Origin of the sequence: Enterococcus sp. DIV2384 (assembly GCF_050534975.1) — a bacterium.
GTDB classification, from domain to species: Bacteria; Bacillota; Bacilli; order Lactobacillales; family Enterococcaceae; genus Enterococcus; species Enterococcus faecalis.
Genome location: NZ_CP172905.1, coordinates 1,290,787 through 1,313,605, shown reverse-complemented (window position 1 = coordinate 1,313,605; position 22,819 = coordinate 1,290,787). Strand labels below are relative to the sequence as shown.

Below are 22,819 nucleotides of genomic sequence, written 5' to 3'. Positions count from 1 at the left end.
ATTTTTGTTATGACAGTCAAAGTAGGAATTAACGGTTTTGGAAGAATTGGTCGTTTAGCCTTTCGCCGAATAAAAGAAGTTTCTGATGATATTGAAGTTGTGGCTATCAATGATTTGACTAGCCCAACAATGTTGGCTCACTTATTACAATTTGACTCTACGCATGGCACCTATCCTGGCACCGTGACAGCCACTGAAAATGGCATTGTGGTTGACGGCGAAGAAACCCGTGTCTACGCAGAACCAGATGCAAGTAAAATCCCTTGGGTTAAAGAAAACGGAGTAGACATTGTCCTTGAATGTACAGGTTTTTATACCTCTGAAGAAAAAGCACAAGCTCATTTAGATGCAGGTGTGAAACGTGTGGTTATCTCTGCTCCTGCAGGCGCAATGAAAACAATCGTTTATAACGTCAATGATGATACACTTGATGCCAACGATAAAATCATTTCTGCTGGTTCATGTACGACAAACTGTCTAGCACCGATGGCTTACTTCTTAAATAATGAATTTGGTATTGAAGTTGGTACCATGACAACTGTCCATGCCTACACATCAACACAAATGCTATTAGATGGCCCTGTTCGTGGCGGAAATCTTCGTGCGGCACGCTCTGCTGCAGACAATACTATTCCCCATTCAACTGGTGCTGCTAAAGCAATTGGCTTAGTTATTCCAGAACTTAATGGAAAATTACAAGGCCATGCCCAACGTGTTCCCGTTGTGGATGGATCCTTAACAGAATTAGTTAGCATTTTAAAAACAAAAGTAACAGCTGATCAAGTAAATGAAGCAATGAAAAAACACACCATTGATAACCCTTCTTTCGGTTATGATGATCGTGAAATTGTTTCTGGAGACATAATCGGCACGACAGAAGGTTCGATTTTTGACCCAACGCAAACAGAAGTAACGACAGCTGGCGATTTCCAATTAGTGAAAACTGTGGCTTGGTATGACAATGAATATGGTTTTACTTGCCAAATGATTCGCTTATTGGAAAAATTCGCTAATTTATAATTCCAATGAATAAAAAACTGCCTTGCATAAATTAATGCAAGGCAGTTTTTTTAATGTTTACTTTGACAACTTTGACAAATACCATGAAAAGTTAAGCGATGATCTTTGACTAAAAAATGATACCGACTTTCAACAATTTGCTCTACTTCACCAAGCAAGTCTTCTTCCACTTCCTCAATTGTGCCACATTCTAAGCATAACAAATGGTGGTGAAAGTGTTTGGCGCCTTCTTTTCTTAAATCATAGCGAGCTAAACCATCGTTAAAGCTCACTTTATCAACGACTTTTAAGTCTGTTAAAATTTCTAGCGTTCGATAGACTGTTGCTAGACCAATTTCCGGACTTTTTTGTTTTACCAAGAAGTAAATTTCTTCTGCTGATAAATGATCTTTTTCATTTTCCAATAATACAAGTACGGTTGCTTCCCGTTGTGGTGTTAATTTAAAGCCTGATTCATGTAATTGTTTTTTTGTCTTTTTTAAAGCAGCAGTCGAATCCATTATTACAGCTCCTTGTTTAGAATGATTACAAATTAAGAAACTTAATTTATCAATCAAATTAAAATAATTATAAAAGAAATAACTGTAATTTGCAAGATATTCTCAATTAGCTACCTTAATTTTTTTCTTTTGATTGTTCCAACGAGCCAATTAGAATTGTTTTACCATCTTCTTGTTTAATTAATTTTTGTTTCATTAAATGGCCTAAGGCGCGTTTAAATTGAGCTTTACTAATGCCAAAGGTTTGTTTAATTTCATCAGGGCTTGATTTATCGGTGAAAGGAATTTGATGATCGTTTGCTCTTTCTAAGAAAGTTAGAATCATTAACGCATCATCGCTGATTACTTCATGACTTCTTGGTTTTAATGAAAGATTCAATACGCCGTCCGGCCGCACGCCAATCACACGCCCCACTACTTTTTCACCTAAACGTGGTTCCTGGAATCGTTCAGAAGGATGGATAAATCCAATGTATAAATCATCAGTTAAAATATACGTTCCTGCAAGTTTCAGACGATACACATGCCCAGTTAAGTTTTGGTTTTGCATTTCAGCATTCCCGCGTTTTGCCATTGCTTTAAAGACTTTTTCATCTGCTAATTCGCCCCAAATGCGGTCTTTACTGTCCACTTTTAAAGTAACCATTACTCGGTCTTCTTTTTTAGGCCAAAGTTCCCGCATAGTTGGTAATTCATCCAACGAAATAACGACATCTTTATCTGGTAAGCCAACGTCTACAAAGACACCTAAATCACGTCTCGTTCCTGTGACAGTACCAAAGCCATAGCTACCAATGCGCACAGTAGGAATTGTAGTTGTCAGTGCTGGCTCTTGTTTTTGATTTAAATAACCAAACCCTTCTACAGCCTCTCCTATGGCATGCGTACCTTCTTCTTTTTTTAAACGGAATGTGATGCCATTTTTTTGAACAAAATAAAATTGTTCATTTTCATCGACCACAATGCCGGTAAATGTTGTTGCTAGTAATTCTCTCATTTATCATTAACTCCTCAAGGAAAATCAATCGAACAAAAGATTTCTGCTTTTGTTCGATTGTTTCTATTTTCTTTTATTGCCCTGCATTACGAGAAGCGTTCCCTTTGAACCAACCTGTTTTAGCATTGATTGTAACTAAATACATGTGAACATTTTTCTCTGTAGTGCCTTCTAATAATTTTGATTGATTGTTTGTTGCATAAAGATTGTAGTAACCTTCGCCATTCACAATTTTGGCAGGTTCTAAAGAATATCCGCCAGGAACCACATAGCCACGAGCAATCACTGTGTCTAAGACTTTTTCTTTCACACCTGGTGCCCATGTCCACGCTGGATTGCTACTATCAGCGATATCAGCAGCATCTGGCGCATAAAGCGGACTAGTGTAAACCCCGTCACTATTCGGCGCCGTGTAGCCATTCGCTTCTGTTTTTGCTGTTTCTTCCTTCTTAGCGTTCTCTTTTTTCGCGGCAGCAGCTTGTTTTGCTTGTTCTTCTGCTTGTTTTGCTTGCTCTGCGGCAGCTTGTTCTTCTGCAATTCTTTTCTGTTCTTCTTCAACCTTGGTTAACGCTTGGTCAGCTGTCGTGACTTGTTTGACCAGTTCTTTTTTCAGCTTATCACTTGTTACTTTACCTACTTCTGCCTTAGCAGCTTGATACGTGTCTCGATTCAGCTGATTGGTAGTTTTTCCATCTTTATAAATGACCTCAACCGCTTTTTTAGCTTTTTGTAATTGGTTGTATTGTTGGTTCGCTTGATCGATTGCTTGGTTCATCAATTGGTCAAATGGATCATTTCCTGTTAATTTCTTTACGGAAATTGGTTGATCAGCAGCTAGAATCGCCGGTTTCAACTCATTGCCATTGACAATCGGGGCCTCAAATAATTGGTTGATTTGTTGAATGATTTGTTGCTTCTCTTTCAATGTTTGAATTTGTTTATTTAATTGAGAATACTCTTCTGAATCTTTAATTTCCGCGACTTGTTTTGAGAGTTTTTCTGGACTAACAGTCACCATATCGGGTTTAATAAAAACTTGCTCTTTCGTGGTATAAAAGGCTGCTAGTTCATCTTTCAGCGTATCTGTTTTCTTGGTTAGTGCCGCCGCCTCTTGCGCGGCAGCTTTTTGCGTTTGATCATGATACGCCCAAGCACTACCTCCAGCTAATAAAACAACCGCAAGCGCAACGAAAACTACTTTTTTTGATGGTTTCTTCGGAGCAGGCGCTGGTTGAGCATTCCCAGTTTCATTCATCGGTGGTATCACACCTGAATCTGAAACTTTTTCCTCGGTTGCATCAGCGTCGCTCGGTGCCTCTAGCGACGCTGCACTTGTTAACCCTTCTTCAGAATCTGAAATGGATTCAGTTGGTGTTTCGGCTTGGGTTAATACTGCCTCACCGCTGTTTTCTAACTCTTGGGTCTCTGCTGTTTCTTCTGATGGATTTTCAGACATTTCTGTATCTGCTCGATGCGCTTGAATATAAGCTTGCAAAGTTTCGTTTGGTGTTACATCTTGATCTTCTATCGGTGGTTGTGAAAAAATTTCTTCTTCAGAAGTGGTAGAGATAACTTCAGTTCCTGAAATCTCTGTTAAAGCTTCCTCTTCTGACTTCACCGTCTCAGATACCTCAGCTGTTTCTGCTTCAACAGTAGTTGTTTCTTCTGTTGTTTCCTCTAAATTAACTGCTTCGTCCGTTGCTAGTTTTTCTTCTGTTGAATGAGTAGGCGTCTCTTCTGTCGCTGGTGTCGACTCCTCCACCGAATCATGAGTCTCCTCACTAGCCCCTTCTTGAAGCGATGTTTCTAGACCAGAAACATCCTCTGAATCAGAGACTATTAAGTTATCTTCTATCGACTCTTCTTTTTTGTCATCATTACTTTCTTCTTCAGGTGATTCGCCAAACAGTTCCATCACATGGCCTAAGCTCATATCTTTTAACTCAGACCATTCAATATTCTCATTTAATTGATCTTCGTGTTGTTCATTTTCCTGTGTTTCAAAATCTATATTTGTTGAAGTCGTTTCCGCTTCTTCTTTATCAACTGTTGTGTCAGTTAGTGAATAGCCACATGTTGGGCAGGTCGTTAATTCTGCATCGAATTCGTTCCCGCACTTCGGACATTTTTTTGTCATTCTTCCGCCTCACATTCTGCTAATATTCCATTACTTCTAATTTACCACAACTTGCGCCTTCTTCCAATAACTAGCAATGACATTTAGAGACTTTTTAAAAATCAAAAGCGGCTCTTCTCGCATGCACGAAAAGAGCCGCTAAACGGTATGTTTATTCTAAAAAGTCTTTTAATTGTTTTGAACGAGAAGGATGTCTTAGTTTTCTTAACGCTTTTGCTTCAATTTGACGAATACGTTCGCGAGTGACACCGAAAACTTTTCCGACTTCTTCTAGCGTACGTGTCCGACCATCATCTAAACCAAAACGTAAACGTAAAACATTTTCTTCACGGTCTGTTAAAGTATCCAGAACATCTTCTAGTTGTTCTTTTAACAATTCGTAAGCTGCATGCTCAGCAGGACTGGTAGCATCTTGGTCTTCAATGAAATCACCTAAATGTGAATCATCTTCTTCACCAATTGGTGTTTCTAAAGAGACTGGCTCTTGTGCGATTTTTAGGATTTCACGAACTTTTTCTGTTGGTAAATCCATTTCCGCACCAATTTCTTCTGGCGTTGGTTCTCTACCTAAATCTTGCAATAGTTGGCGTTGAATCCGAATCAATTTATTGATTGTTTCAACCATATGAACAGGAATTCGAATCGTTCTAGCTTGGTCCGCAATTGCCCGCGTAATCGCTTGACGAATCCACCAAGTAGCATACGTAGAGAATTTGAACCCTTTACGGTAGTCAAATTTTTCAACAGCTTTCATTAAGCCCATATTACCTTCTTGAATTAAATCCAAGAATTGCATACCACGACCTACATATCGTTTGGCAATTGAAACAACCAAACGTAAGTTAGCTTCTGCTAAACGTTGTTTTGCTTCTTGATCGCCTTCTTCAATTTTAAGTGCCAATTCAACTTCTTCTGCGGCAGTTAACAATTGAACGCGCCCAATTTCTTTTAGGTACATACGCACGGGATCATTAATTTTAACACCTGTTGGCGCAGATAAGTCTTCTGCTTGGGCCTTTTCCGCTTCTTTTTCATCTTTTTTCAAGCTATGTTCACTTGGGTCTCCATTTTCATCGACCACGCTGATACCAGCATCTTCAACTTTTTGGATCAATTTTTCCATAGCTTCTGCATCCAAAGTATACGGTGTGGCTAATTGATTCGCTAAATCATCATAAACCACTGTTCCTTTAGGCTTGTTTTCTTTGATAAATGCTGCCACTGCAGCTTCATATTTTTTACTTGTTTCTTTTTCCATGAAAGAAGGCCCCCTTCATTTTTCGGTTCACGCTTGAAATAACTGATAAATCACTGGGACTTATCAAAATAAAATGAACAAAACGCTTAGTTCTATTCATTTATTACTTAAGTAAATGTTCGTTGAGCTTTAAGCTGTCGAGCCAATTGGATAATCTCCATTGTTAATTCGGCTTCAAGCTGTTGGTTGCCCACTCGTTTTGCTTCTTGCTGTTGAATCTTTTTCTGCTCAATTGCCTCTGCAATACTTGATAAGGCAATTACATGTAATAAATCGGCAACTTCTCGCTCAGAGCTTTCTTCCGATAAATTCTGATACGCAATTTCAATTGCTAATTGTTTGGTTTGATTATCTTGCAAGAAATTAATAAAATCGGCAATGTCGAAACTTTGATGCAGTGTCGCATAACTTTCTAGCAAGAAATATAATTCTTGGTATTCATCATGAGCGAACGAAAAATCTGGCAATTGTTGAACGGTTTGCCGTACTCCTTGTTCATTCATTAAACGAAATAATAAGGAACGTTCTGCTTTTTGAACTTGTGTTAACGGTAACTTGTTCTGGACGTGATTCTCTTCAAAAACAGGTTCTTCCATTGGTGGTGGCATCATTTCATCTTGATAAAATTGTTGCCTTTCTTGCCGTTGGACTGAACGTTGCTCTTGCTTCAATTGATTGAATTGCTCTTCCAAACTATGAACAGAAAGTTGAAATTCCTGAGCAATTTGGTTTAAATAACGATCACGTTCCAAGGGAGATTGAACATTGGTTAACTCCCGTAACAATTCGTTCACATAATCCAATTGTTCTTTTTCGTTATTCATGTTTCTAGTTAATCGATGATAATTCATTTTAAAACTAAAAACTGTTTCTCGGCCATGATTGGCTAAATTTTGAAAAGCTTCTGCGCCATATTTCCGCACATATTCATCAGGATCCAGCTTTTCAGGGATGCTGACAATACTCAAGTCAAAATGACTGTTTTCTTGCAATAATTGAATCGCACGGTTTGTGGCTTGAACACCGGCATTATCGCCATCGTAACAAATAACTACTTCCTTAGCGACCCGCTCCAAACGCCGAATTTGTTCATTGGTCAAACTAGTCCCCATTGAAGCCACCCCACTTTTTACGCCTGATTGCCAAGCAGCGATAACATCCATGAATCCTTCAAAAAGCAAGACTGTATTTTCTTTACGAATTTCTTTTCTGGCTTTATCAAAGTTAAACAGCGTTTCTCGCTTATTAAAAAGTGTTGTTTCAGGACTATTCAAGTATTTAGGCATCTCATCCCCTGGAAAATCAGCTGTTTTTAACAAGCGACCAGAAAAGGCGATGACATTGCCTTGGGGATCATTAATTGGAAACATGATTCGTTGATAGAAACGATCCAAAAACGTACCGTTATCTCTTTGGACAAACAGCCCAGAAGGCTCAAAAAGCGTTTCATCCAGTTGTTCATTTTTAAAAACTTGACTTAAGAAATCACGTTTTTGCGGCGCGAATCCAATTTGAAAGGTCTCAATTAGTTCTTGTGTTAACCCCCGCTCTAATAAATAGTTTAATGCGGGTTCGCCAATTTTAGTATTCACTAAAATATGATGGTAAAGTTCTGCGGCTTTACTATGCAGTTGTAACAAACTCCGTCTTTGTTGGTTTTCTGGGGTATCCGCTACTTCACGCGGCTCTGACCAATCAAAATCCACAGATAAATGTTCCAAATCTGCAACACGTTTCACGGATTCTGGAAAACTAATGCCTTCAATTTCTTGCAAGAAATTAAAAACAGTTCCACCTTTCCCGCAGCCAAAACAGTGAAAAATTTGTTTGTCTTCTGCTACTGAAAATGAAGGGGAACGTTCTTCGTGAAACGGACATAAACCCATATAATTTTTACCGGATTTTTTTAACTGGACATACTGCCCAATAATATCTACTATATTCGTTCGGTGACGAACTTCCTCAATGACTTCCTGAGGAATGCGTTGTGCCATTGTCCTCACCTCCTAAGAATAGCATTGTGCTAACTCATGTGATTGACCGTTTAAAAAACGCACTGTCATTTCAGTGCGAATTCCAATGGACACATTTACACATGATTTATTGTATCACATAATCGCTGTTTTTCAAGTATCTTGTTTCAACTCAACAAAAAAAGAAAGTATCTAGGACAAAAGTCTTCCTGACTCCTGCCCCAGACACTAACTCTTAAAATAATCAGTTAAACATCAAGCTTGCTCCGACTTCCTTCAAGATTTAAAGAAGAACTGCATTTCTGGAGACGAATGCTTTTAGCTCAACCTCTGCTTTTTATAAATCTTTAATTGTTTTTCCAGCACGTTTCATTTGTACGAAACCAATTGTTACACGCACCACAATATTAATGGCCATCATAATAAAGAAGAGACCCATTGTTTGCGAAGTTAAGAAACCAATTTCTAAAATGTTGTGGAATAACATAGCTGCTACATAAATACCAATAATGGTACTGAAAACCAAGAAAATGCGTAGTGGATTTAAAGGCAGACATGCTCGAACAACAGCCATACAGCTAATTCCAACTAATAAATAATACATTAACGTCGTGGTGTCTAAAGAAGAAAATCCTTGATTTTGTCCAATCAGATAAACAGCAATGATATTCGCTACAACTAAAAGCGCATTAACAGACGCATTTTTCAAAGCTGTTGGTAAAAACTTCCCGACAACTTTTCGTTTGTCCCCTTCGAAAGATAAGAAGAAGGCTGGATATCCTTCAATTGCTAAATCAATCAAGGTCACTTGAATCGGAATGAACGGGAACGCAATGGCCGTTAAGGCACAAATGATTGAGAGAATAAACGAATAAATCGTTTTAATGAAGAAAACGCTGGAAACTCGGGTTACATTATTTACCACACGTCGTCCTTCAAACAAGACATCTGGTAACGTTGTAAAATCAGAATCTAGCAAAACTAGATTAGAAATTTGCCGAGTAGCGCCATCTCCCTCTGCCATGGCGATACTACAATCCGCTTCTCGTAACGCTAAAACATCGTTAACGCCATCGCCGGTCATCGCCACCACATGCTCTGTGTCTTTCAACTCACGCACAATGGTTCGTTTTTGCTGAGGCGATACACGTCCGAACACTGTGTATTGCTGAACTGCTTCACGCACTTCTGCTTCTGTCGTTTTGGTCGACAAATCAATATAAGACTCATAACCGGGTAGCCCAGCACGACGAGCAATATTTGAAACAGTCACCGGATTATCACCAGAAATTACTTTTAAGTCGATTCCTTCTTCTTTTAGATAAGCCAGTGTTTCTTTGGCATTTTGGCGAATTGGATCATCAATTTCTAGAATTGCTAATGGCTCTAAATAAGGCATTTTGGTTTCGTTTAACGGTTGTTGCTCCGCAATAGCTAACATCAAGACGCGATACCCATTCTCTTGTGCTGTAAAAACAGCTTCTGGCAACCGACTATCGTCTACCAAACGCTCAGGAGCCCCTAAATAAACTGTCCCAATTTCTGGAAATTCAATAGCGCCCCATTTTCGTTCAGAAGAAAAAGCCAAGACTTCTTTTGCGCCAAATCGATTGGATACTTCATAATGATCACGAATTGCTTGCATTGTAATATTATTATCTGTACTTTCAGATAGGTAGCTTCCGATAATCTGCGGGAAGAGTTCTTCATATTTGTCATGCAAGATAATCGCCTTTTGCACTTTCATTTTACCTTCTGTAATCGTTCCAGTTTTATCTAAACACAAAGTGTCCACATGGGCCAATGTTTCAATTGAGTACATATCTTGTACTAGAATACGTTTTTTGGCTAACTTAATGACACCTGTTGTCAGCGCAATACTAATTAATAGTACTAATCCTTTTGGTAACATCCCTAACAAAGCAGCTGAAGAAGCAACAACAGATGTTTTAATGCCAGCATCTCTTAGCCAAAAAGCTTCAACAAATAAAATAATCCCTAGAGGAATAATCACCCAACTTGTAAATTTAGAGACTTTACGAATCGAATTGACTAACTCTGATTGAATTGGTTTATGCACTTTAGCTTCTTGGGTGATTTTCACAGCATAGTTTTCGGCACCAACGTGGATAACACGGGCATAGGCTTGTCCGCTAACAATGAAACTTCCAGAAAGCAAGGTATCGCCGATTTCCTTTTCAATTAAATCTGATTCACCTGTTAACAACGCTTCATTCGCTTCGACTTTACCGTCAATAACTTCCATATCAGAAGGAACTTGTTCCCCTGCAGAGATAATAACAATATCTTCCATAACTAGTTCTTTTGTATCAATTTCTTGTTGTACGCCATTTCGAACAACATGAACATTTTCTTTTGCCACAATAGATAATTTTTGAACTAAATTACGGGCATGAATTTCTTGGAAAATCCCGATTGACATGTTCACAATAATAATCGCTAAGAAAGCCAGATTGGAATACGCTCCGACAAATAGTAAACAAACAGCGATTGCAAAGTTTAAAAAGTTGAATAACGTCATGACGTTATCAAAAATAATATCTTTTGTAGATTTTGCTACATTTTCCTCATAATTATTTTGAAGGCCTAACTCTTTCTGCTTGGCAACTTCTTCTGTACTTAACCCTTTTTTCAGGTCGACTTTATTCAACATCCAGCTCTTTCCCTACCTTTTCAATTAATCAGTTACATCCCTTCTAGTTTACTTGCATTTTCATGAAACTGCAAGAAAAGCCTAAAAAATTCCTGTAAGTTGAAAGAATTCTTTAGACTTTTCTCGTTTTAATTTAACTTTTCAATAAACCAACGATTCATTTTGACAATTTCCGCATAGAACATATTGCCACCATTTTGATAAAGGTAACCACCATTGTAAACTAACGCTTGCCAACGATAATAACGATATTTCGTATTTTGGTCATTTCCTAGCAACGGTGAAAGGACTTCTCTTGAATATTCTTCTGCTAACTCTGTCGTGTGTTTCCCGCCGCGTTCTTTAACAAACTGAATATAATCCAGTCCATAATTATATGCTTGTACGCCTGTCCACTCATCGCAGCCAGCTTCTTTTGCTTTCGCTAACGCTTCCGCGAGAAATTTGACGCCATGTGCGATACTTTCCTCTGGTGTTTCAATCACTTCTTGTTGTCCATAAACACTTTCACTGCTCTGCATAATATCGCCAGATTTCCCTTTAGATTCTGTATAGATAATCGCTAAAGCTAATGTTTTGTATTCGGGTATTTTATTTTTTTTGACTTCTGCTTCTACTTGTTTTTCAAAGGTCATTACCGTTTCAACATTTTGATGTATTTTATAGCCAAGATAGCCAAGACCAGCAACTAAACCAACAAACAAAAGTAGCATGATTTTATAAATTATTTTTCTTACTCTACGCATCGAATCATCCAAACTTTTTCTTTTAAGATACGTTCTATGTTACTTGAAATAACTGAAAAAAGCGAAGTTTTTGTTACTTCTTTAGTTTTATTTAATAAAAGTAACTTTTTTGTGAACAAACCGTAACTTCGCAAGATTGAACGTTTTCACCTAGAATAGAATAACAAGTAATTTTGTTCTATTGACGCTTATTTATTGCATCAAAAAAAGCCCAGATAAGAATGAACAAAATTCTCTTCTAGGCTTGACTTTATACAACTTATCTATTCTTTTAACAAACAGTCAAATGTTTTATGGAATTTTTTTCCCAGTCATTTCTTCATAGTCTCTACTCATCATTCTCCAAGCTTTTTCAATATCTTCATTCAATCCAAACAATCCACTTCTACCAACAATATAAATATCAGGTCCTGCAGCATCAATTCGCTTAAATGAATTTCTATTCGATGAGCCGTCCATTTCAATTACATAACGATACCCTTTTTCTTCACGTAAATTACGAAGAGCAACAATTTTATCAAGTGTTCCTTCAATAAATCGCTGGCCAGCAAAGCCTGGATCAACGGTCATGATTGTGATTTTATCCAACAATTCAATATATGGAAAGATTGATTCAATAGGCGTTTCGGGATTAAGGACGATCCCTGCTTTAAGATTAGCATTGTGAATTTGGTCAATTAGGCGAAATGCTAGACCATCTAAAACCTCTGCATGCATACAAATCCATTCACATTTGATATCTACTAGTTGTTGTACCCAAAAGCTTGGATTCGTAACCATTAAATGGGCAGATACTGGGAGCTTCGAAATTTTTCTTAACTCCTCAATAAACCACGGAGATAATGTAATGTTTGGCACATAGTGACCATCCATAATGTCTATGTGATACGAAGCAACATGATCATTCAAAAAGGTGATTTGTTGTTTAAACTTGTCCAAATCCATCGTCATTAGTGACGGAGAAAATTCAACTTTGTTCATTCTAATTTTCAACTCTTTCTATCTGATTATTTGGTTGATGTTTTTGAAAATTTTTCTAACTCGTTATATTCAGACGTTGACACATCTCTGACAGGCAATATACATTGCATTAATTTTGTTGCGCTTTTTCATTTTGTTTAGAAAATCTGAATATCTTCCAAGTTTATCTCCTCTTCTTCTTTTTCTACTAAAGCTTCCATATCTTTCTCAGTTACATCTTTCTTAATAATAGCTAAAACTAAACCGGTAACCACAGCGTTTACAACAATTGCAATAATGCCAGCCAGCGGTTTACTCATTGTTGGAATCATTAAAACACCGCCAAATGGAACTGTCGCATCTGCCCCTAGGATCATTGTTGTTGCGCCACCCACGAAGCCACCAATCGCTGTAGCAATGACTCCTCGGACAATATCATTCATAACTAAAGGGATAACACCTTCAACAATGTTAATCACGCCCATTGGTACGGCAGACTTTAACGTCTCAATTTCTAGTTTTGTATAAATATTTTTTCTAAATAATTTAGCAAAGAAGAAAGCTAATCCAAAGCCTATTGGCGTTGCTGTATTTACTAATTGCAATGCTGTAATTGGTCCATTAAGTCCTTCAGCTTGCATTGTCAAAACAAAGGCAAAAACAGTTTTGTTAATGGGTCCGCCATAGTCTATACCACTTAATAAACCAATTACACCACCAAAAATTAATAATGACGAGTTACCTAAGCTATCTAAAAAGTTCGTTAATAATGAAGTAAATGCCGTTATTGGGGTCCCGATAATATATATCATGATTAATCCACCAGTAATTGAGGTTAAAAATGGAATAATTAATGTTGGCATTAACCCTTTCGCCCAATTGGGTAATTTCACATATTTCAAAATAGCTAATACAAGATATCCTGCCAAGTAACCACCTAAGATACCACCAATAAAGCCGGCGCCAACTGCATTCGCAGTTAAACCAATAATAAAGCCTGGAGCAATTCCAGGTTTACCGGCGATTGAAAAGGAAATGCCAGTAGATATAACAACCGGAAGTAAGCCTAAGCCAGCGCCACCCATAGTAGCTAAAGCATCCCAAAGCGAAAATTCACCTGGTACCAAGGTTCCTTGACTTGAGCCACCAATCCCCATACCAATTGCAATTAAAAAGCCAGCGCCACAGACAATTGGAATTAAATATGAGATTGCTGTTAATAAATGACCTTTAAGATTTAACTCTTTTAGTTTTTTCATTTTTATCCTCCTAAACATTGTTCTTTTATTTTATTTTCTATTTAAAAAAATTGCTGTTATGAATTCTTCTGTAGAAAATATCCACAATATGCTGTCTCAGTAATTTCATTAAGAGAATGCCTTCACTACATCCTCTGGCGATTTTGATTGAAGGAGTTCTTTCACTACTTCATCATTTCCGAGTTTTCTGGCAAACAATGATAATAGTTTAAGATGGCTAGTTGTTTCTTTATGATCATTGCCCACAGCAAAAAGAATGATTCCTTTTACGCCATTATCATCTAAAGATTCCCAAGGAATTTCTGTACCATTAATACCAATGGCCACGCCTATTTTTTTTACATACGCACTTTTGCCATGTGGAATGGCTAGATAGTTTCCGATGCCTGTTTGGCCTTCCGCCTCTCTAACATAGATATCTTTTATAAAGCCTTTTTCATCTGAAATATTGCCATTTTCAAGCAAAAGATTGGCTAATTCTTTTAACGCTTCCTCTTTTGTATTTACATTCATATTCGTTTTAACGGTTTTTAAGTCAATGATATCCTTTACTTCCATTACAATTCCTCCTAGAAGGTTACTTTTCTTGTGTCATAACTTCTTCTGCTTTTTCAATTAGTTTAGTGGGTGATTTTACAGCAACTTCTGTAGGTACTTGAATGATTCGTTTCCCATCAAAACGCTCTCTTCCAGAAATTTTTACATCAATGGCTAATATAACAATGTCCGCTTCCTTAATTTGTTCATCCGTTAGTTTGTTTTCAATCCCAATGGTCCCTTGTGTTTCTATATGGATCTCAACTCCTGCTTTTTTTGCAGCGTTCTCCAATTTTTCTTGTGCGATATATGTGTGAGCAATTCCTACTGTGCAGGCTGCTACGCCGACTATCTTCATTATTTTTCCTCCTCAAATTTTTCTATATTTTTATAAAAATCTGTTTCTGTTTTTAAACGCAACAACTTTTCTAAGAAGTCTTCATTTGCTAATTTTCTAGTAAATCGACTGATTTCTTTTTTTACTTTTAACCGTTCATTTTCTTTTAGTAAGATGACAATAATTAATTTCACTTGCTTAATGTCTGCCGTCCATTCTTGGATTTCTGTTTTTAAGCCAATCAGATATATTTCACTTTTTTTCAAGAGTGCATTTTCTAAATGTGGCAAGACAATTTGCTCTGCAATCTGATTACTTCCCATCTTCTCACGATTTACCAAAGATTCCTCAATCTGCTTTTTTTCTTCGGGCGTTAACAAAGGTGCTGCTGTTTCTGCAATGAATTGATATACTTGCTGTTTTGAAAGAAGTTCTTGGTTTAGGAAAACTTGGTATAAAGGATTAACGTTCATGATAGATTTCCTCAACTTTTCTTTGTAATCGATACTGATCATCCATTGTAAACATGGCACTTACCAACAATGATTTAATGGGGACCTTTTCCTGTAAATGAATCGTTGTAAGAATCAATTCAATATCAGAATAATCTTTTAATGATTTCTTTATATTTCGTGTGGCAATAATTTCAACAATTTGTAATTCAGGGAATTTCTTTTCAACTTTTACTCTCAATAGTTCTGAAGTTCCAATTCCAGTGGTACACATAATCAAAGTACGAATAGGTAACTGATTGGTTTCAATCATTCGCGCAAAATACAATGTAATAAACCCATTCTCATCTTCGTTTATAGCCGGCAGTTGATAGTTTTTACTTACTTGCTTAGAAACTTGCGCAATTTTTCTAAAAATTGTTTCATACGTCATTTTTATTTGATCCAATAAACTATTCTTAACATGTATGCCGTTTTCAAGACGATTTATCATTGGTTTTATATGACTAGCCAATTCAAGAAGTAGCTGATCATTATCAGTTAAAATTTTTAGTTGTGCACTCATTTCCTCTAAATAAAATTGAGTAACTTGCATTACTTTGAAAGAAAAATTAGTTACTTTACTAAACGAACCTTGCATCCTAGAAGAAACCAAATATTGATATAAGTAATAAATTTCAACGTTAGGCAGTCTCTTATTTAAATAAGTTTCAATCTGTTGAATCGTTGTTTGCGCGACCTTTTTGAGTACTAAGTCCTTTGTTAATTCTTGTTCTTCTTCGTTAGATAATTGGTATTTTTCAGAAATAGCTACTTTTCGTGAACGACTAATTAAGATATAAAGATGCGAAAAGATGTTTACGTTATATGGATGTGGAATAGTAATATCCAGTTTTTTTTCAATGTTCCTGACTTGATCTAACGTAAAAAGGACATCATAATTATTAAAATTTAATGCTTTGTTGTTTCGAAGATCCTCAATATCGATAATGTTCAACAGCTGTATTCTATCGGAAATGGCTTTCCTGATAGCTCTTTCCTCACCGATAATTGCCAACGTTCGATTTTTCCGTTTGAGTGTTAAATCATATTTCTTTAAATCTTCGGATAATTGTTGTTCATCGCTAAATATCACAGAATCGCCAACATAATATCTTGCAAATAATTCATAAACATTTTTAGCTTGTGGAGAAGCTAACAACAATTCCTCCAGAATTCGATTGCGTCTTTCCCTTGGCGAAAAATCACTTTCTTTTTCGACTAAATGTCGATTCTGTTCCATAAATCGTTCATAGTCTAGCTTGTATCCTCGTCCTTTCTCAGATAATATGAGTGAACCTTCTGAAATTTCATCGTTAATTTTTTTTATCAAACGATAAACTGTCTTAGGAGAAGTACTTAGGCAGTTTGCCAATTCTTCTGCAGTCATATAATCTTGTTTTTTTGAGAGAAGTAACAACAATTTTTGTCCACGTTCTTTTTTCGAACTCATAGCAACCCCTCCTTGATATATTTATTATAATCTATATAAAAGAAAACGCTTCCTTGTTTTCTGTCCGTTACATTGGCCATTTTTGTGAGTGGTTAAAGTGTTCAATTATGCGAAACTTTCTAAGCTATTTATAAATAAAAACCTGTAGAGCAAGCGATTTTTATTACTGGCTCTACAGACACTAACACTTTCAAAGAATACAAAAAAAGGGCTGCCTTGCGGCTAGCCCTTTTTTACTTTTATTTTACGGTAACATTTCCGATTACATCATTCATTGAAGTCGTTTGACCTGCTTTTTGTAAATCGTATTGAGCAACGATATCTTGATTTGTGAAAACAACAATTAAATCTGATTTTTTGCCAGCTTGTTCTAATGCGGCTAAATCAATGGTTGCAATTTTATCGCCTTGTTTTACAACTTGGCCTTCTTCAACATGTAATGTAAATGGTCCACCTTGTAACTCAACAGTATCTAGACCCATGTGTAATAATACTTCAATGCCTGAATCTGTTTGGATACCTAACGCATGTTTTGTTGGGAAAATGCTAGTAATTTTACCAGCAACGGGTGTTGAAACTTCGCCGTCTGTTGGTACGACAGCGTAACCGTCACCCATCATTTTTGCTGAGAAAACATCATCTGGTACTTCAGAAATAGGAATAACTTTCCCATTCGCTACAGAATATAATTCAGTTTCTTTTGTTGAAACTGGTGCTTTTTTTTCAACAACTGGTTGAGAAACAGGTGTTTCTTTGACTGGTGTTGCTGGCGCTTGGTGGTTATATAATCGTTGCATTTCGTCAGCAACAAATTGTACTTCCGTACCAACAATCACTTGGATATTGGTGTCATCAATGACTTTCACACCAGGAACCCCAGTTGCTTTAATTTTTGCTTGATCCACTTTGCCTGTATCTTTCACTGTTAAGCGTAAACGAGTTGTACAGTTATCAATAGAAGTTACATTAGCATCAGCGCCTAAACCATCATAAATACGACGAGCTAGAGAAGCAAATTTGTTGTCACCTTCTGCAACATCTGGCGTTTCTTCGCCATCGCCTTCTTCACGTCCTGGTGTCATTAAGTTAAACTTAGTGATTGCAAAACGGAAACCGAAGTAGTAAATTGCTGCAAAGACAAGTCCTTGAACCACCAACATCATTGGATGATTCGCGACTGGGTTTTTCAAACTTAAGAAGAAGTCTACAAAACCTGCACTAAAGGCAAAGCCAGCTGTCCAATGCATAAACGCAGCGAATGCTAAAGAAATACCTGTAAAGACTGCATGTAAAACATATAAAGGCCAAGCAACGAACATAAATGAGAATTCTAAAGGTTCAGTAACGCCTGTAAAGAAAGCCGCAAAACCAGCAGCTAACATTAATGAAGCTGTAACTTTTTTCTTCTCAGGACGTGCACATTGATAAATAGCAAACGCGCCTGCTGGTAAACCAAACATCATTACTGGGAAGAAACCAGCTTGATACATCCCTGTTTGTCCTACAATTGCTTTACCAGTATCTAACGCTTGTTGACCAGCTAAAAAGTTCCCAATATCATTGATACCAGCAACATCAAACCAGAAAACAGAATTCAAAGCATGATGTAAGCCTGTTGGAATTAATAGTCGGTTAAAGAAACCATACAAGCCAGCTCCTACGAAACCTAAGCTAGAGATTCCTTTACCAAAAGCAACTAATCCGTTATAAACAACTGGCCAGAAGAAGAATAAGACAGCTGAGATTGCTAACATCGAAATAGCTGACATAATAGGAACTAAACGTTTTCCACTAAAGAATGATAAAGCCATTGGCAATTTCACACCAGAGAAACGATTATACATTGCCGCAGCAACTAAACCAGCGACAATCCCGACAAAGACATTGTTGTCCATGCTGTTGAAGGCTGGGTTTACTTCAGCAATATCCTTGAAGCCTTTAATGGCTTGGATAGAAGCAGGCGCTAAAACAGTTTTTGGCACTAAATAAGCGACTAAACCAGCTAATGCTGCCGATCCATCTTTATCTTTTGACATTCCTAACGCTAAACCAACCGCAAATAATAATGCTAAGTTGTTTAAGATAGCCAATCCACCATTCATTAGAAAAGTTGTGGCTGGACTAGCGCCGATTGTACCCACGATCCAGTTAGCAATACCGACTAATAAAGAAGCCGCCGGTAATACAGCAACTGGTAACATTAACGAACGTCCCATTCTTTGCATATACGCTTTCATTATACGTAACTCCTCACATAAACTATTTAATTTTTATTATTTGGTCATTCTTAATCGTTCAATGTGAATCGATAAATAACCAAGTTCTTCATTTGGTACTTGATAATGAAAATTTCTCATTAATAAGACTTGTACTTTTTTTGAGATTTCATAGCTTTCAGCATACTTTTTCTTTACGACTTCCAAAATTTCTTCATCTAAAACAGCATATTGATTTTGTTGGAAGCGATGAATAAACAAACGTAAATGATTCACCAAACGTGAATAACTGAGACTATTTTTATCATCATGAATATCAATAGCCAATTCCTGCTCGATTAAATGAATAATTTCAGAAACGATTGTAACTTCACGGATACTTTTACTATTATCAGTACGCCCGCTGCGAGCACTATGGATATGAATCGCAATATACCCCGCTTCATCATAACTAAATGGAATCTCTAAGGTTTGTGTTAAATATTCTACAGCCCATTGAGCAATAGCAAATTCTTCACTATATAAAATCTCAATTTCACTTAAAAGCTTGTTCCGAACAATAATATTATTTTGAATATTTTCAGCTGCAAAAGCAATGTGATCACTCAACCCAATATTAATATGTTCATTCAACTTTTCACCCAATACCGTTTCAGCATGTTGGATAATTTCTTCACTCGCTAAAAAGTATTTGTCTTCGATTTGTGATAGCAATACTTGAAGTTTTTTCAGTCCTTCTGGCTCCATCACAAACATCCGCTCCACCAATTGTCGAGATAAGACATCATTTTTAGTCTTATTAAACCCGACGCCTTTACCGACAGCTACTTTCTCCTGTCCTTCGTCAAGAACAAGTACAGCATTTTGATTTAGCACCTTTTTAATTTTCATAAATGACCCTCTTCTGCAGAAGTAATTCTAACATTTTCAGTGAAAACAACAAAAAAAGCATAGAACAATCCCGTTAAACATGTTGCGTAACCATTGTACACCACATTGTATTACGAAATTCTTCCATGCCTAGTATTATCTAGTCACATGAAAACGCTATTCATTTGTTAACAGTGCTTATTCTAACGAGTATCATTATTTTTGTCAACCTTTTTCAATTATTTTTTTATTAATTGTTGACTATTAACAAAAAAGAAGCTCTTATCGGGAAAAAAGTACCTTCAGCTAAAGGTACTTTTGTTCACTAATTTATTCTTTATAGGCATACTTATATGTGCTCGTTGCACCGAAGTTATGATACTGAATACCTTTGACACCTGGTCGTATAAGCTGACTACGAGCCTCTTGGTATAAAGGAATTAAAGCGGCATCTTCTTCCACCAATACTTTTTCAGCTTTAATTAATGTTTGCCAACGAGTTTCAGGATCATTTGCGTATTTAGTTGTTGCTTCTTCAATTAGTTGATCAAACGTTGGGCTAGAATAGTTCATACGGTTACCACTAACTGAGCTTTCTAAGAAAGTCATTGGATCCTGATAATCGGGTCCCCACATGCCAACAGACAATTCATAATCCCCTTTTCTCATTAATTCAATCGCATTATTTAAAGGAACTGTTTTGACATTAATAGTGAGACCAGGCAACGTTTCTTGTAACTGGCCTTGGATAAATTCAGCAACTTTTCGGTCACTATCACCATCTCTTGAAAGAAGTTCAATGGCTACATCTCCGTTTAGCTCTGCTTTTGCTTTATCTAAATACTCTTTGGCTTTTTTGGCGTCTGTTTTGACAAGGGCGCCTGCTTCTTGACGAAAATCTTCATTCGTTTCTGGGTTATATACAAATTTTTCTGGAATGTACCCATAAATTTCTTTTGAACCATCTGCTAAAATATTATCGACTAAACTTTTTTTATCCAAAGCATAAGCTAAAGCTTTGCGGACATTCTCATTTGCAAAAATGGATGGTTTTTCGTTTCTTTTTTGGTTTAAACGTAAGGAATAGACTTTTGACCGTTCGATTGCTTCATAGTCTGGGTTGTCTCGATTTTGTTTAGCAAAATCTCCTGTTAAGACAGCCACATCTAATTCACCTGATTCGTACAAATTATAAACGGTATTGGTTTCTTTAAGAACTTCAAAATGAATCGTTTCTGATTTTACTTTTTCTTTATCGTAATAGTCGGGATTACGCACAAAATCCCACGACATCGCTGACTGATCCCAATTTTTCATTAAAAACGGACCATTAGATACAATCATTTCACTAGAAGTGCCATAGGCTTGTCCTTTTTCTTTCACGAATGCTTCGTTTTGTGGGAAAAATGGAGAAAATGCCAATAAGGACGTAAAATATGGTACAGGCTTTTCTAAAGTAACCTCTAAAGTATAATCATCAAGCGCTTTGACACCCAATTCCTCTGGTGCTTTTTCCTCTTTTGTAATAGCTGTTCCGTTCAGAATCGTTCCTTCTAACAAGAAAAAGTAATTGGCTTGGTTTTTGGGATTCGCTAATTTACGCCAAGCAAAAACGAAATCATTGGCTGTTACAGCATCACCATTAGACCACTGGCCATCTTCTCTTAGTTTAATGGTATATCGTTTGCCATCTTCAGAAATTTCTGGCATCTCTTTAGCGGCAGCAGGTATTAGTTGATCTTTTTCATCCAATTGATATAACCCTTCAAAGACATTGGACTGTGCGTTAATACTGGCTTCATCTTGTGTAAAAATAGAATCCATTGAACCGATTTCCGAGTTCTCCATTAAATTTAAAACTTTTTTCGAGACACTGGTTTTCTCAGTTGCTTTCTCGTCTCTTTTTGTTTCTGCTGTTGTGCCACAACCTACCAAGACCGTACTAACAAATAACATAATCCCCATCATTTTTAACTTTTTCATACTATTCCCCCTATGTGTCAATCAAACGGCAACTCTTCCATGGAAAGCCGTTCTTGCGAAACTATCAAGCATGCGTAGGGCAAGCCCTCATTTTCGTACTCAAATTCTCCCCGCTGGTTGTCAATTGGGTCTGCACGCAATTGCATTTTCGCCGGCTGAAAGTCTGCCTGGATCTCACTATTTGCGACCATTCTAAAAACATCTAAATTGCCGAAATAATGATTCCACCGCTGTCTATCCCCGTCTCGGTAAGCACCTCCGCCAAAAGATAAATCCGCAAAGAGCCAGCCGTACGGTTCTATATAAAATTGTGCCCAATCATGACAGCCTGTATAATGTGTAGAAACATATAATCCCGATTGCCATTTGGCTGGTATCCCTGCAATCCGACAAAGCGTGATAAACAAAATCGCTTGCACGCCGCAGTCACCTTTTAAATTAGTTGCAGCATACTCTGAAATATTGGAAATTGTAAAATATTCACGCATGAAAGAATAATGAATCTTTGTCGTCACAAAGTCATAAATCAAGCGTGCCTTTTTTAAGGGATTACTTTCATCGCCCACAATCTCATCTGCTAAATTTCTTAAATAAGGCGTGAATCGAATATGCGGTAACTGTTCCTCTAAATCAAAGCTTGGTTGCATTTTGTCTACGTTATTTTCTTCTAACTGTTGGTAAACCATCCGATTAACATAACAATATTCAACTGTAAACGTTTGATTTTCTTTTAAGATTGTTTCAAAACACAGTGTTCGTTGAGGCGCATCTTCTGCCGCAATATAGGTTGCTTCAGGTGACGTAGCTAGGATTTCAATTTCTGATTGTTGTTGACACGCTTTGGGCAGCGGCAAATGGACACGAACACGCTCACCTGGACGCTCAAATTCTTTTTTCACCTGAATGGTGGCTTTAATTGTTGTTCTCACTTTTCTACCACCGTTTTTTTGCATTTGTTCGATGTTCTCTTTTAGTTCTTTTTTGCGGAGAATTTCTAATTGATTGCTTTCTGCTTCCCGCAAACGTGCAACATATGCCGCATTTGTTTTAATTAAATTGGCCAAAAATCGAAGTTGGAAATACGGTTCACCGTCAATATAAACCCAGTCCACTAAACCCGTTTCTTTTAAACGAATTAATTCCTCTGTTTGATAATCCTGAAAAGTGTCTCTCATCATTTGATCAGCTTTTGCAAAGCTATGAGGATACTCATTCATACGCATCATTTTAATGACATCTTTTTCAATTATCAAACGTTCTTTTAATGCCTGCGGAAGTTCTTTTGTCAACCAAAAATCAATGGCAATATCCGCACTTGCAAAATCGCCAAATTCTTTCACCCTTTGAATTTCCTCAGGCAAAGGGACACTAAGATACTTTAAATCATACTTCATTTGTTTTACTCCTT

General features: G+C 37.0%; 18 protein-coding genes. 1 reads left to right on the top strand and 17 read right to left on the bottom strand.

The annotated features are described in order from the left end of the window. The first annotated feature begins 9 nt into the window (after nt 1-9). Nucleotides 10-1,020: a type I glyceraldehyde-3-phosphate dehydrogenase gene (gene gap / locus IGK54_RS06420; RefSeq protein WP_002357638.1), complete on the top strand. Its 1,011-nt coding sequence runs from the start codon at nt 10-12 to the stop codon at nt 1,018-1,020. A 50-nt stretch (nt 1,021-1,070) separates the two neighbouring features. Here the strand turns inward: gap and IGK54_RS06415 are convergent, their stop codons facing one another. From IGK54_RS06415 to IGK54_RS06335, 17 genes are all read right to left on the bottom strand, one after another. Further along, nucleotides 1,071-1,520, bottom strand: coding sequence for a Fur family transcriptional regulator (locus tag IGK54_RS06415; RefSeq protein ID WP_002357640.1), 450 nt, complete (start codon nt 1,518-1,520; stop codon nt 1,071-1,073). Between the two features lie 115 nt (nt 1,521-1,635). After that, nucleotides 1,636-2,517 carry a CvfB family protein gene (locus tag IGK54_RS06410; RefSeq protein WP_002361792.1) on the bottom strand — a complete coding sequence of 294 codons (882 nt, stop codon included), beginning with the start codon at nt 2,515-2,517 and terminating at the stop codon, nt 1,636-1,638. 73 nt (nt 2,518-2,590) lie between these two features. Beyond that, on the bottom strand, nt 2,591-4,654 hold the full coding sequence (locus tag IGK54_RS06405) for a cell division site-positioning protein MapZ family protein (RefSeq protein WP_142957177.1): 2,064 nt from the start codon (nt 4,652-4,654) through the stop codon (nt 2,591-2,593). 151 nt (nt 4,655-4,805) lie between these two features. After that, the gene (gene rpoD, locus IGK54_RS06400) at nt 4,806-5,912 is read right to left on the bottom strand and encodes an RNA polymerase sigma factor RpoD (protein ID WP_002360364.1); all 1,107 of its coding nucleotides are present in this window, start codon (nt 5,910-5,912) and stop codon (nt 4,806-4,808) included. Nucleotides 5,913-6,019: 107 nt separating this feature from the next. Then, on the bottom strand, nt 6,020-7,906 hold the full coding sequence (gene dnaG, locus IGK54_RS06395; RefSeq protein ID WP_002380276.1) for a DNA primase: 1,887 nt from the start codon (nt 7,904-7,906) through the stop codon (nt 6,020-6,022). Between the two features lie 316 nt (nt 7,907-8,222). Continuing rightward, a complete protein-coding gene (locus IGK54_RS06390) occupies nt 8,223-10,559 on the bottom strand; it encodes a cation-translocating P-type ATPase (protein WP_002382307.1) in 2,337 nt (778 codons plus the stop codon). A gap of 128 nt (nt 10,560-10,687) precedes the next feature. Continuing rightward, complete coding sequence (locus IGK54_RS06385; RefSeq protein ID WP_002357646.1) at nt 10,688-11,305, bottom strand: lysozyme family protein; 618 nt, start codon at nt 11,303-11,305, stop codon at nt 10,688-10,690. 291 nt (nt 11,306-11,596) lie between these two features. After that, nucleotides 11,597-12,286 (bottom strand): D-allulose 6-phosphate 3-epimerase, encoded by a 690-nt coding sequence (gene alsE / locus IGK54_RS06380; protein WP_002369425.1) that lies wholly within the window; start codon nt 12,284-12,286, stop codon nt 11,597-11,599. A 137-nt stretch (nt 12,287-12,423) separates the two neighbouring features. After that, a complete protein-coding gene (locus IGK54_RS06375) occupies nt 12,424-13,524 on the bottom strand; it encodes a PTS fructose transporter subunit IIC (protein WP_142957175.1) in 1,101 nt (366 codons plus the stop codon). Between the two features lie 108 nt (nt 13,525-13,632). Continuing rightward, nucleotides 13,633-14,082: a PTS sugar transporter subunit IIA gene (locus IGK54_RS06370; RefSeq protein ID WP_142957174.1), complete on the bottom strand. Its 450-nt coding sequence runs from the start codon at nt 14,080-14,082 to the stop codon at nt 13,633-13,635. Nucleotides 14,083-14,101: 19 nt separating this feature from the next. Beyond that, nucleotides 14,102-14,419 (bottom strand): PTS fructose transporter subunit IIB, encoded by a 318-nt coding sequence (locus tag IGK54_RS06365; protein ID WP_002408519.1) that lies wholly within the window; start codon nt 14,417-14,419, stop codon nt 14,102-14,104. After that, complete coding sequence (locus IGK54_RS06360) at nt 14,419-14,871, bottom strand: PTS sugar transporter subunit IIA (RefSeq protein ID WP_142957173.1); 453 nt, start codon at nt 14,869-14,871, stop codon at nt 14,419-14,421. The genes IGK54_RS06365 and IGK54_RS06360 overlap by 1 nt, the downstream gene beginning before the upstream one ends. After that, complete coding sequence (locus IGK54_RS06355) at nt 14,861-16,342, bottom strand: BglG family transcription antiterminator (RefSeq protein WP_142957172.1); 1,482 nt, start codon at nt 16,340-16,342, stop codon at nt 14,861-14,863. The genes IGK54_RS06360 and IGK54_RS06355 overlap by 11 nt, the downstream gene beginning before the upstream one ends. 239 nt (nt 16,343-16,581) lie before the next feature. Then, nucleotides 16,582-18,579, bottom strand: coding sequence for an N-acetylglucosamine-specific PTS transporter subunit IIBC (nagE, locus tag IGK54_RS06350; RefSeq protein ID WP_142957171.1), 1,998 nt, complete (start codon nt 18,577-18,579; stop codon nt 16,582-16,584). Nucleotides 18,580-18,615: 36 nt separating this feature from the next. After that, complete coding sequence (locus IGK54_RS06345) at nt 18,616-19,449, bottom strand: PRD domain-containing protein (protein ID WP_002357655.1); 834 nt, start codon at nt 19,447-19,449, stop codon at nt 18,616-18,618. Nucleotides 19,450-19,758: 309 nt separating this feature from the next. Further along, nucleotides 19,759-21,411 carry a peptide ABC transporter substrate-binding protein gene (locus IGK54_RS06340; RefSeq protein WP_142957170.1) on the bottom strand — a complete coding sequence of 551 codons (1,653 nt, stop codon included), beginning with the start codon at nt 21,409-21,411 and terminating at the stop codon, nt 19,759-19,761. A gap of 17 nt (nt 21,412-21,428) precedes the next feature. Next, nucleotides 21,429-22,805 carry a transglutaminase-like domain-containing protein gene (locus IGK54_RS06335; RefSeq protein ID WP_002357657.1) on the bottom strand — a complete coding sequence of 459 codons (1,377 nt, stop codon included), beginning with the start codon at nt 22,803-22,805 and terminating at the stop codon, nt 21,429-21,431. Nucleotides 22,806-22,819 lie beyond the last annotated feature (14 nt).